The sequence below is a fragment of the Cyclobacteriaceae bacterium genome, assembly GCA_013141055.1.
GTDB lineage: Bacteria > Bacteroidota > Bacteroidia > Cytophagales > Cyclobacteriaceae > ELB16-189.
Map to the genome: position 1 here is coordinate 1,182,084 of JABFRS010000001.1, position 12,445 is coordinate 1,194,528.

Annotated in this window: 11 protein-coding genes; 1 reads left to right on the forward strand and 10 read right to left on the reverse strand. The window is 41.7% G+C overall.

Annotated features, from left to right (window positions below):
- Nucleotides 1–94: 94 nt before the first annotated feature.
- The 3 genes from HOP08_05150 to HOP08_05160 are packed head-to-tail and all read right to left on the reverse strand — an operon-like array spanning nucleotide 95 to nucleotide 3,606.
- Nucleotides 95–1,666, reverse strand: a complete 1,572-nt coding sequence (locus HOP08_05150) for a LysM peptidoglycan-binding domain-containing protein (protein ID NOT74295.1) — start codon at nucleotides 1,664–1,666, stop codon at nucleotides 95–97.
- A 50-nt stretch (nucleotides 1,667–1,716) separates the two neighbouring features.
- Nucleotides 1,717–2,352 carry a methyltransferase gene (locus tag HOP08_05155; GenBank protein NOT74296.1) on the reverse strand — a complete coding sequence of 212 codons (636 nt, stop codon included), beginning with the start codon at nucleotides 2,350–2,352 and terminating at the stop codon, nucleotides 1,717–1,719.
- An 18-nt stretch (nucleotides 2,353–2,370) separates the two neighbouring features.
- The gene (locus tag HOP08_05160) at nucleotides 2,371–3,606 is read right to left on the reverse strand and encodes an insulinase family protein (protein ID NOT74297.1); all 1,236 of its coding nucleotides are present in this window, start codon (nucleotides 3,604–3,606) and stop codon (nucleotides 2,371–2,373) included.
- A 147-nt stretch (nucleotides 3,607–3,753) separates the two neighbouring features.
- Between HOP08_05160 and HOP08_05165 the strand changes: the two genes are divergently transcribed.
- Nucleotides 3,754–4,008: a hypothetical protein gene (locus HOP08_05165; GenBank protein NOT74298.1), complete on the forward strand. Its 255-nt coding sequence runs from the start codon at nucleotides 3,754–3,756 to the stop codon at nucleotides 4,006–4,008.
- A 280-nt stretch (nucleotides 4,009–4,288) separates the two neighbouring features.
- Here the strand turns inward: HOP08_05165 and HOP08_05170 are convergent, their stop codons facing one another.
- The 7 genes from HOP08_05170 to HOP08_05200 form a co-directional block, all read right to left on the reverse strand.
- Nucleotides 4,289–5,143 (reverse strand): nucleoside phosphorylase, encoded by an 855-nt coding sequence (locus HOP08_05170; protein NOT74299.1) that lies wholly within the window; start codon nucleotides 5,141–5,143, stop codon nucleotides 4,289–4,291.
- Nucleotides 5,144–5,782 (reverse strand): NeuD/PglB/VioB family sugar acetyltransferase, encoded by a 639-nt coding sequence (locus tag HOP08_05175; protein NOT74300.1) that lies wholly within the window; start codon nucleotides 5,780–5,782, stop codon nucleotides 5,144–5,146.
- 33 nt (nucleotides 5,783–5,815) lie between these two features.
- Entirely contained in the window at nucleotides 5,816–7,081 is a 1,266-nt protein-coding gene (locus HOP08_05180) for a hypothetical protein (GenBank protein ID NOT74301.1), read from the reverse strand.
- Complete coding sequence (locus HOP08_05185; protein ID NOT74302.1) at nucleotides 7,078–8,361, reverse strand: DUF2851 family protein; 1,284 nt, start codon at nucleotides 8,359–8,361, stop codon at nucleotides 7,078–7,080. Before HOP08_05185 ends, HOP08_05180 begins: the two co-directional genes overlap by 4 nt.
- Nucleotides 8,362–8,401: 40 nt before the next feature.
- On the reverse strand, nucleotides 8,402–9,220 hold the full coding sequence (pyrF, locus tag HOP08_05190) for an orotidine-5'-phosphate decarboxylase (GenBank protein NOT74303.1): 819 nt from the start codon (nucleotides 9,218–9,220) through the stop codon (nucleotides 8,402–8,404).
- A gap of 68 nt (nucleotides 9,221–9,288) precedes the next feature.
- Nucleotides 9,289–9,930: an outer membrane lipoprotein carrier protein LolA gene (locus HOP08_05195; GenBank protein ID NOT74304.1), complete on the reverse strand. Its 642-nt coding sequence runs from the start codon at nucleotides 9,928–9,930 to the stop codon at nucleotides 9,289–9,291.
- Nucleotides 9,931–9,971: 41 nt separating this feature from the next.
- Nucleotides 9,972–12,431, reverse strand: a complete 2,460-nt coding sequence (locus HOP08_05200) for a DNA translocase FtsK (GenBank protein ID NOT74305.1) — start codon at nucleotides 12,429–12,431, stop codon at nucleotides 9,972–9,974.
- Nucleotides 12,432–12,445 lie beyond the last annotated feature (14 nt).

Consider the following 12,445-nt stretch of genomic DNA (forward strand, 5'->3'; position numbering starts at 1 on the left):
CCGCAAAATTATCTTTTTTATCCAAAAACAAAACCCTATTGAAAAATAATGGGGATTCTGAGGTAAGGTTATTATCTAAAACGGCTAAAAACGGTTAACGAGAACGAACTTTTAATTTTTCGCCTACAGAAAGGGCGAAATCCTTCTTTTCGTTCCAATCCATCAGTTCTTTAATAGTGACCCCATACTGCCTGGCAACACTATATAATGTGTCACTCGATTTCACCTCATGAATCGACACAGAAGGACCGGAAACAGTTACGCTGTCAATTTTAACATCCCTTATAACCGGAATATCTGTAATAACCTCAACCGGAGTAGATTGCTTAGTTATTGAAGCTAAAGGAACAACTACCGCAGTAGTCTTCTTCGATCCCGGCTGATCCCAGTTAAAGGAATCATCTTCATCCAGCACAGCAATAGTACCATCATCTTCATCTTCTTTGACTCCTGCAGGCTTACGATTGTTAAGATAAAGTGTAACGCCAGAGGACACCCTCGATCCTTTCTCTAGTTTATTGAATCTGAGTATGGATTTTTCCTGAACACCAAAGCGCTGACTAACCAACCAGATATCTTCACCTGCTTTTAATGTGTATAATTCTTCATCTGCCTTTTTCTTTTTCTTCTCCAGGAAATACAATTCACCAGCCTTCACAGGCCTGTCAATTTCCATATCATTATAATGAAGAAATGAACTGATACTGATGCCTGCGCGTGTAGCAATTGATTGGGGAGTTTCGCCTTTTATCGCCCGAATGACTGGGACGCCATTCACTTCAATCTTTTCCTGCGCCTGTATCGAAGTGGCTTCGGTTGAAGGTTTCGTTTTTGCCGTAGAGGCTATTGTCAGAACTCCAAAGTCTGAGACTCCATCACCATTTGGAATGAGCACTGCATATTCTTTATCAACAGGAATTCGTTCCGTCTTAAGCCATTTGTTAAAATCCCGAAGCTTCTGTTCATCGACAGATGTCTCAGCAGAAATCTCTTGCAAAGTTTTTCCACCGGAAGAAGCTACTCTGGTTACTTCAATGGTACCCTTGCCACTGGTAGCATTTTCAAAAGCTACCTTATGAGCAATAAATTTCTTCACATACCAATATGTCTCAGCATTAATTTCCATGTGCCTTCCACCAATATCTTTGTCACCAACGGCACGCATAACGCCGCCCGCTCCCATCTGATAGGACTGAAGAGCATACACCCAGTTATTAAAATAATGATTGCATTGTTTAAGATAACGGGCCGCCCCACGACTTGCACTGGCGATGTTCATTCGTTCGTCAATCTCTTTATCAACACGAAGTCCCACCTCATGAGCAGTGGATTCTTTGAACTGCCAGAAACCAACCGCGTTTGAAGAAGATACAGCGTCTGGTATCAAAGCACTTTCCTGTAAGGCTAAGTATTTAAAATCTTCAGGAAGACGTTCGTCTGCAAAAATCTTTTCAATGATAGGAAAGTATGTACGCGCCCGCTCAACTTTTATATTGAAATATTTGGGGTGCAGTGTCAGTGCATCTACATCCTTTTGGATTTCCCGCCTCGCATCATCACGGATTGTCAGGGTGAGACCTGCAAACTGCATTTTGGCGGGCACTTGCGGAGATTGGCCAAAGGCGGCCGCTCCGCAAAAAATAAGTGCTGGAGCAAAAAACTTCATTGGCAACAAAGATAGAGGAATTCGCGGAAAGCGAAAAGGGAAGCTATTAACTACACCTTCCTCATCATCATGATGCCATCCCTCACTGGCAGTAAAATATTCTCTATGCGACGATCATCCTGAACTCTCTTATTGAAATCCATGATCGCACGAGTGTCTTTATCAATCTTTGCCTCCACCACTTTTCCACTCCACAGCACATTGTCGGCTAGTATAAATCCTCCGGAAGGAACCTTGTCAATAACCAGGTCATAATAATTCCCATAGTTTTCCTTATCAGCATCAATCCATACCAGGTCAAAAGGTCCTGTTAGCTCAGGAATTATCTTCAAAGCATTTCCGATTCTGAAATCAATATCTTCACCTCTCTCCGACTCCTTGAAATAACCACGAACGCGTCCTTCCAGTTCTTCATTAATATCCAGTGTTATTAATTTTCCATGATGAGTCAATCCTTCCAGAAGACAAAGCGCAGAGTATCCTGTATAAGTACCTATTTCCAGAATCGTTTTTGGGCGGATCATTTTACTGACCATAGAAAGCAATCTTCCCTGTAGATGCCCTGAAAGCATTCGAGGCTTTAAAATGCCGGCATGTGTATCACGATTGATTCGTTTTAATAAAGGAGATTCCTGAGATGTGTGATCCTCGGAATATTGGGATAAAGCTTCGCTGATTAAATTCATATGAGTCAATCTTGTATACTACTGCTCAGGTTCCATGATTAATATGCTCAACTTATCCTCGTCAAACATTTCATTGGACATCCTCATAATATCTTCTGCAGAAGTTCCCTGAATTCTTGCAAAGATCTCATCAAGTGACTGGATCTTTCCAAGGTCAAGAATACTCCTTGCCATCATCATCATAAAACTGATATTACTCTCCTCCGCCATTGCGACCTGACCCATGATCTGCTCCTTCGCGGAAGACAATTGCTTTGTACCCATCTTTTCATCCCTTAGCTTGCGCAACTCCTCCTTTACAAGCTTGATGCTCTTCTTTAATTGAGTTGGTTCCGTGCCAAAGGTAATGGCGAACAAACCCGTATCTGTGAAAGGGACTGTCATGGAACCAATAGAATAAACAAAGCCATGCTTCTCACGAAGGGAAAGATTCAATCGTGAATTCATGCCCGATCCTCCGAGGATATTATTCAACAGATAAAATGCTCCCCTTTTAGAATCCTGAAGTGAATATGAGGTTCTTCCAATGGCGCAGCGCGACTGTTTGATGGGACGTTTGAGTGTTACTTCTTTTGGTTTATAGCCAGAAAACTTCTTCCTCTTTTGGGATGAGATGATCCTTGGAATATGACCCAGGTGTTTTTCTGTTAACCTAATCACTTCCTCCTGAGAAATATTACCCACCACTGAAAAAACAATTCGGCGGGTATCAATATGTTGTTTGATAAATGCTTTAAAATCCTTGTGCCTAAATCCTTTAACTGTTTTTTCTGTTCCCAGAATATTCATTCCCAGTGAATGACCTGCGAATACTACTGCATCAAACTCATCCTGAAGAGAACCATCCGGATCATCGACATACATCGACATTTCTTCCAGGATCACATGCCGTTCACGATCAATCTGAGTGGCAGGAAAAATAGATTCAAACGTGATATCAGTAAGAAGCTCCAGTGCTCTTTCAAAATGGTCGTCACGAAGAGAAGCGAAGAACATTATTTTCTCCTTGTCAGTAAATGCGTTTAACTCTCCACCCAATGTCTCAAGGCGATTGAGAATATGAAAGGCTTTTCGCTTGCGGGTTCCTTTGAAGGCCATGTGCTCCCAGAAATGAGCGATTCCCTGGTTAACCAGAGTTTCATCCCTGCTTCCAATATCCAGCATGATGCCGCAATGGACAATTTTAGTGCTGGTAACACGGTTATGAATAATTCTGATCCCGTTTTTCAGGGTATGAATAAAGTGCTCTCTCATATGAAGCCGCAAGTTAACCTCACAGGCGATCTGTCTCAAGTGCGAACATAAACGCCCGTAAGCGGTCGTCACTATTGACTAAATCTGAATATTTTCTTTAAAATAGTACTTTAATTGTGGCATTAGTCTTGTAAACACGAAACCATCATGGAAACACAACAAGTCCGTACCTGCTTCACGATCACCTTCACCGATGATCAATACTCACATGCGAAATCCTATGTTGACGATATGAAAAATCATCCGAAGAGGGTTTTCTGGATCGGTAAGGAAGGAAAGTCAGAAGAAGAACTTGTAGTAGAGCAAATTGCCCACAGGATTCTCTCCGGATTTTATAATAATGATTCGTTCAAGGCAGCGAAGCATATTATAAAGATGGAATCGCTGGCAAAAACACTCTAATTGGCGATTATTAGTTTAAGAAATCCAAAAACTTAATAATTTGATCAGTTGCACGCTTTTTGAGCGTGCACCGATGTTTCCAGCGTCAATTCAAAGAAACTCAATCAAAAGAGTGGTCACCTAGCGGTCACTCCCCCTGTTTCAAATGGGTAGAGTCTGAGAAGATATGGGGAAGACTAAGGCAAAGCACTGGAAAAGACGGCTTTCGGCTTCTTGAAGGCTGTTTTTTTGATGGATACTGATAATTCAGAGTCCAAAACGCCATGATCTTCAAATCCACCTAGATTCTCTCCAACACCGTTTTAATCAAAGAATCCACAACCTTGTCAGGATCTTTGGAAAACTTATTGGTGATCCGGTTGGCCAGGATCGCATTAACGCTGATCACATCGTGCCCTAGCAATCTTCCAAGAGCATAGTACCCGGCAGTTTCCATTTCAAAATTGGTAAGCCAGAAATCATCTACATGGAAGTAATTAAGATCTTCCAGAAGCTTCGGAAATTTTAAAGACAGACGAAGGCTTCTTCCCTGCGGGGCATAAAATCCAGGACATGTTACTGTATTACCTACAATCATTCCCTTACCGATCGTTTCCAAAAGTTCCTGAGACCCTTTCACTACATAGGGAGCAAAAGGAAGTCCTGTTGCAGTCTTGAGTTTTTTTGAAAGCTTTACCTCTTGAGCATTCATGGGAAGATTATAGAACGTCATCAGATTATCAAAGCCCACAGCATTATCGCTGACAAGATGAGAACCAAGTTTGATATCCTCTTGCAAGGCACCGGAGGTTCCGATTCGGATGACCTTTAGCTTTTTCTTTTTAGTTCTGGGCTCACGGGTTTTCAAATCAATATTCACGAGCGCATCGATTTCATTGAAAAATATTTCAATATTGTCAGTACCCATGCCTGTACTCATCACCGTGATCCGCTTGCCACCGATCGTACCAGTGTGTGTAATGAACTCCCTCTTATTCATCTCAAACTCAACATCATCAAAGTACTGACTGACCTTATGTACTCTTCCGGGATCACCGACTGTAATGATCGTGTTCGAAATATTTTCAGGCAGCAGGTTGAGATGATAAACGCTGCCATCAGAATTGAGAATAAGATCTGTCGGAGAAATTTTCATCTAACTCTTAATTTTTTGTGCAGGGTTACCAAATACTGTTTCGCCTTCCTTCACCGGCCCGATGACTACAGAACCAGCGCCAATTCGCGCCCCTTTACCAATGGTAATTCCTGAAATGATCACAGATCCTGATCCGATAAAAACTTCATCTTCGATGGTAACGTTCGGACTGACGATGGTGCCTGCTCCTATCTGAACAAAATCGCCAATAACCGACTCAGCACCTACATGACTTTTTGCATGCATCAGGCAATGACTCCCGATCGTAGAACCAGGGCCTGAACTAAAACCTATATCGAAGAAATTCCCATGACCGATGATTCCTTTTGGAGAAAGCATGGCTTGCTTATGCGTAGCATTTACCGGCTGAATGTGCCTCACTTCCTGGAGCATCTTCACGATTGTCTTTCTGAGTTTATTATCGTCGACCGCAACGAAGGCCTCACATTTCTTACCAATGAGCTTCAGGAAACCATCATCATCTGTGCTTCCAAGAATAACCGCATCGTCAATCTCAGTATTGTGTAATTTTTTGTTGTCGTCAAGAAAACCATAGACTACTACTTCGTTGCTTTCGAAAATTTCTTTAGCAACTCTTCCAAGATAATTTGCTCCAAAAATGATAACAGGATTTTCCATCGCTTAATTAATGATCAACAAAGGTAGCGCGAATCAGCGACCGGCCAAACCCGTCATTTTATTCACGAAAGGGTTTTTATACACAGTTAAAAAGACAAGGAAAGGAAGAAAGCCAATCTTATAGCGTGATAACGTGCCAAAATTCGGAGTAGATAATGCAAGAAAAATTCCAAGGACAACACAGTAAGCAATAGCAGCCAGGGCCATTAACCGGTCAGGTGAACTAAAGAATCGTTTAATAGAAATTATTGAAGTGATGAACAATATCAATAAGACCGTATTCTCAACACCCGCTGCAACGGAGATAATATGATGACCCTCCCAGATAAAAGGACGGAAGAATCCGGCTACGAGTGCCTGGGGAGAATTCATCAATACACTGCCAAACGTAGCAGACAGATCATTGTAATGAACCGCATTGTCGGGATATGTCAACAGCATAAACTCACGGTTATTCTCAACGATGACTTCCAAAAACCGATTAGGATAGAAATTGGGGTGAATGCTGGTTCCTGTAAGAAAAATAATTACAAACAGAACCACCCAGCTTGCCCCATCAAACCGTTGAAAAAAGACAAAAGAATGCTTCAGTCTTATAATTATAGCTGTTGTAAGAATTACCGGTACAAAGACACCTATCCAATAGTATTTTAGATTCCAACCAATCCACAACGAAAGAATTATCAGAACTCCATCCCCCCACTTTACTTTTTTGTACTGGCATAGATTCAGAAAGATCGCCGTTAAAAAAAATATAGATGCCAGCCCGAGGCTTTCTTTAATTAATCCTGAAGACCAAAAAACCACCGAGGGGAAAAATAAGAATGACAAAGCTGCCGCCTGATCTGATGATGGAAAGAAATCAGTAACCCTCCTGAATATATACCATGCTCCCAAAAATGAAACAGACGAGATCAGTATTGACATCAGCCAATAGTTTCCACTTGTGAGCAGAGACAGGATACCAGAGATCTTGGCAAAAAAGAGTGATCGTTGCTGAAGATTAATAAGTCCGGGGAGGAGTTCAGGATCTGCGTTTTCATTCCAGAAAAATCTCAAAGCACCTGATGGATTATCCATTATTAAATCAGAAACAATTTTCCCATCCTGCCAGTATGTTATTGTATCTCCTTCACCATAATAATAAAAGTAAAGCCATCCTACAGCGAAACCAGCAAGCAACTTGACCACCAAGGCAGTTCTGTAGAGAGGCTTCATGTTATCCGGCTGACGATTATAAATCGAGCCTGCAACACATCCCAATACAAGAAGATTTATGAATGCTATTAAATAAGTCATTTTGCAGGACGCATCAGTGATGCCCCAATAGTACAGTTAAGGCAGTTCTTTTGCTGGCAAAAGTTATTATATAATTCTATCAATCCCTGCGAGTCGAAAGAATTATTCGCATCCATGCCCACGCCTTTCCACGCTCGTGTGATATTATTCTCTTCAGCAGGCAGTTGCTGGAGAATATGAACAGAAAGATCGATCCATCGCTGTTCATGGGTCATTCTTCCGTAGGCAACCCAGACGGGCACGATAGTATTGATAATAATATTCTCAATGCTGGATTTTCCCAATTCGTGTACATCACTTTTGGATTGCTTTGAGAATTGATAATGATGCAACCAGTAATCAGAAACTGTTACTGAAAACAAATTTGCAATTGACTTTATATCCTCCAATCCCAGTATTGCGGAAAAGATATTCTGCCTCGAATGAAGAATGCTGGCAAATTGTGCAAGCCGAAGCGATGGAAAATTTGCCGGGCGCAATCTGAGAAACCTCCACTGCGCTTTCGACATTTTATTCTGCAATAATGAATATTTCTGCGTCAGCAGAATATGTTCCCGTCGAAGTTTTAAAAAATACTCATCACCCTTAGTTGGCTCCAGAAATCCCGCCTGACCAAATAGTAATGCCTCCACCTGCTCCTTTTTGTCTGCTTGCTTTTGAATGATCTTTAAAGGAAGCAGTTTCGCGAGTTGAAAAAATGGTTCAGAATTGATCTTAAAACCAAAGTTGCGTGCAAGCAGCTGATAAAAAGTTTCTTCCCAGCTATTTCCATTTTGAGAATATATCGCAGTGATCTCAATTGCTTTCCGTTCCAATCGCTCCAGCATTGCTTTCTCTATCATCGAAAGTCTTGTAAGGCCTTCGACATTCATGATAGACCGCTGGCAGGGAATAGAAAAGGAGCTGCTAACCAATTGACGATAGGTTTTGATAAGTGATTCGTCCACTCTGCCTTTGAGTTCAAGCGTTGGCAATATTGTGTTATCAGTTCTTACAATTTCCTTGTCATGTTGCCACACCAGATGAAGTATCACATTATCATATGCTCTGTCAGTATCATGGTGATGGGCAAACCACTCAGAGGAAACTGTATGAATTTCGACACTGCCCACCCAGTCCATCGAACCAATCTTAATACGTGAATTCGAAAAATCAGGGCCGGCGTTTGTATTTATAAATCCAGGATGATAAATCTCAATCTTTTCGTGATCCGTTGTTTTCAGATCGCGTTTATCAAAATACTGGAGTTGCCAGAGATAGGATAGAAAAGATTCGTGCATTTCAGGTTTTTGTAAGAGAGCAAAATCCTGAGAGCTGTTGTCAGATGTTATTTTGTTCCAGGTAATTGCTCATCTCAAATTTCAGCTTCGCAGATTCCTTTTCAGCCATTTGAGCAAAATCTTTTCCTGATGAAGAATAGATGATTCCTCGGGAGGAGTTAACCAACAGACCGCAATCGCTATTCATTCCCAATTTTGATATTTCTTCAAGGCTTCCACCCTGTGCACCAACACCTGGCACAAGAAAAAAATGTTGAGGGGCGATCTTTCTGATCTCTGCAACTTTATCTGCCCGCGTTGCACCGACAACATACATCAGGTTTTCCGGTGAGCCCCATGCTTGCGATTTAATAATAACTTCTTCATAGAACTTCTTTCCTGATTTTGATTCCATCAGTTGAAAGTCAGCACTGCCCGTATTTGAAGTATGAGCAAGAAGGATCACCCATTTGTTTGCAAATTCCAGAAATGGCTTTACAGAATCTTCACCCATGTAAGGAGCAACAGTAACTGAATCAAAATTCATCTGCTCGAAAAAAGCTTTCGCATATAAAGATGATGTATTGCCAATATCACCGCGCTTCGCATCGGCTATTGTGAAGATATCCTTTGGGATGTATTCAATGGTTTTCTGAAGACTCTCAAGACCTTTTGGACCCAGTGCTTCATAGAATGCAAGATTCGGTTTATAAGCAACGCAATACTGATGGGTGGCATCAATGATCTGCTTGTTGAATTCAAATACAGGATCCGATTCTTTTAAAAGATGGGAAGGAATTTTCGTTAGATCTGTGTCGAGACCAACACAAAGATAGGAGCGCTTTTTCCTGATTTGATTGATGAGTTCCTGACGCGTCATTATGAAAATTAAATTGTCAATTAGCAATCGCAAGCACCCACCTCACTTTACGATTAGCTATAACAGATTTATCTGAGGTCAATCACTTCAACGCCAGGGTACTTCTTTGGATCAAACGTAAAGAATGAATCTTCCACTTTCACCGATGGATTGAATTTCGTGATCAGATACTTGTAGCGATTGCCAGCTTTATCAAACATTACCCAGCTTTGAACACTCTTATCTTTCTTTACAATATTCATTCTCACTTTGAAATATTGCGCATCCTTCTTTTCAGGGATAAGATCTACCACTTCACACAATACACCGCCTTCAGTTTTATCTTCCAGCTGTACATACTTGAAGCCTTTCTTATAAATATCATAGAACTTGGAAGGATTCAGATCATCTGATTTAGGATCGAAATTATCGATATTAACTTCTTTGGCGTCTGGCAGATAGGTCCAGATAGTAGTGCCATTGTTGACAACTTCCTGTTCTGGCAAGGTCAGCTTGTACTTGTCGCCCTTCACCGTCATCTTACCCTTGAACTCCTCATTGATTTTCTCAACATCATTGGTGAGTATATAGGAAAAAGTGGCCTCAAAAGAAGGAATCACCTTATACCTCTTTGCCATCGCTTCGAGTATTTCCAGCGCCTTTGGATCGTATTGTGCGAAAAGTCCGTTGGAAATGATGGAGAACAGTATGAGAGAAAATAGCTTTTTCATCAGCAGGAATGGGTTTTAACAGGTCAAGGGCACAAATTTAATTATTGACCGTGCCTTTCCTTAAGACTACTCAATAATTGTTCCAAACTCATGTCATCTTTTACAAGAACTTCACGGGCTTTGGATCCTTCAAACGGTCCGACGATACCTGCGGCTTCGAGTTGGTCGATCAAACGCCCGGCCCGGTTATAGCCCAACTTCAGCTTCCGCTGGATCAGAGAAGTACTGCCCTGCTGATGCATGACGATGAGCCTTGCAGCCTCTTCAAAAAGGGCATCCCGGTCAGATAAATCTATATCACTGGCTGCATTATCCTCTCCTTCAAATTCAGGAAGCATGTAAGCGGAAGTATATCCACGCTGAGCTCCGATAAAGTCACAGACCTTTTCAATTTCAGGAGTATCTACAAAGGGACTTTGAATGCGTATGACATCAGATCCTGAGGAGAAGAGCATATCTCCCATTCCCACCAACTGATCGGCACCACCGGAATCAAGGATTGTTCTGGAGTCAACTTTAGAAGTTACACGGAACGACAGACGTGCAGGAAAGTTAGCTTTGATCACACCCGTGATAACGTTCACAGAAGGTCGCTGGGTAGCCACCACAAGATGGATACCGATGGCACGTGCCAGCTGGGCAAGACGTGCAATAGGAGTTTCAACCTCTTTACCAGCAGTCATCATCAAGTCTGCCAACTCATCAATCACAAGAACGATGTAAGGAAGAAAACGGTGTCCTTCTTTAGGATTCAGTTTTCTTGCAATGAACTTAACATTGTATTCCTTAATGTTCCTGACGCCGGCATCTTTTAATATTTCATAGCGGTTCTCCATCTCAATACAAAGTGAATTGAGGGTATGAACAACTTTCTTGGTATCCGTAATAATCGCTTCTTCACTGTTCGGCAGCTTCGCCAGATAATGTCTTTCAATCTTACTGAACAATGACATTTCCACTTTCTTCGGATCCACCAAAACAAACTTCAGCTGACTTGGATGCATCTTATAAAGCAATGAAGTAAGGATTACATTCAATCCCACTGATTTTCCCTGACCTGTAGCACCTGCTACCAGCAAGTGAGGCATCTTGGCAAGGTCAATGATCAGCAGCTCGTTTGAGATCGTCTTACCAATGGCGATAGGAAGATCTTTATCTGTCTTTTGAAAACGTTCTGTCGCAAGTACTGAACGTATACTTACCATTTCACGGTTCTTATTAGGCACTTCAATACCAATCGTTCCCTTTCCGGGGATCGGTGCGATGATACGAATTCCTAATGCCGATAAACTTAGAGCGATGTCGTCTTCAAGATTCTTGATTCGGGAAATCTTGACACCTGCTTCCGGCACAATCTCATAAAGGGTAACAGTAGGTCCGATGGTTGCCTTGATGCTCTGAATGCCAATCTTGAAATTGGTGAGAGTAGCAATGATCTTATCCTTATTCTGATTAAGCTCTTCCTGTGTAACCTGAACCTTTCCTACTTCATACTCATTGAGCAATTCCAATGGAGGAAATTTATAACTCGCCAGATCAAGTGTTGGATCATAGAATCCTTGCGCTTCCACAAGTCCTTCCGCAACAATGTCAGTATCCGTTTTCGCCTCCTCAACAATAAATACAGGCTCTTCTTTTTTCTTTTCAGGTTTCACGGGAGTGACTTCCAGATCCAAAGCTGGGATCGGAACAATTGTATCGTTATCCGGAGCAACAGGCTCGTCAGCATTCTTGACAACAAGGAATGGTTCCGGCTCAGGTTCACCCTGCCAGTTATCGCGATCATCAGAATATGTAGGAACGATATTCAGATCATCAGTAGATTCCAGTGCTTCATTTCCCATTGGCTTGGGATCTTTCACCTGGAATGCGTTGATGGAGGTTACGTTGAAGAAATAAATTATGAAGATGAAGAGCGTGAGTACAAGAAATAAAAATGTTCCCCAGCCTAAGAAACTATTGGCGAGATAAGCAAGCTCATACCCAAGACCTCCACTGAGAAAACTGATCTCGGTAGCGCCAGTAATGCTATGAGTGAGATAGCCAAGCAGCAAGCTCAACCACAATCCAGCAAAGAGGGAAAAAACAAACGCTGAGAAAAATGTCAGAAGCTCGCGTTTAAAAACGAGTCTGAATCCGAGTAAGAATAATAATGGTGGAATAAAGAATGCAGAGATACCAAACCAGCGGAAAATAAAGTAATGAGATGTAATCGCTCCATAAAGACCGAGCCAATTGTCAGTATCTTTTCCGGATTCAACCATAGCGGTTCCTCCCATTCCTTCGACAACGCTTTGATCAGCCTTACCGGTAAACAGATATGAGATGAATGCAGTAAAGAAATACAGCGAGACGATCAAAAGAAAAAATCCCAAAGCCAGGTGGAACCGGGGGTCTCTGAAGAAATCAAGATTTAATCGTGACTTCGGCTTTCCGTTTTTACTCTTTTTTTCTTTCTCGGGTTTCTTGAAGGTGTTGGACTTGTAGGTGTTTTCTGCCATTAGTTTAAAAAGTA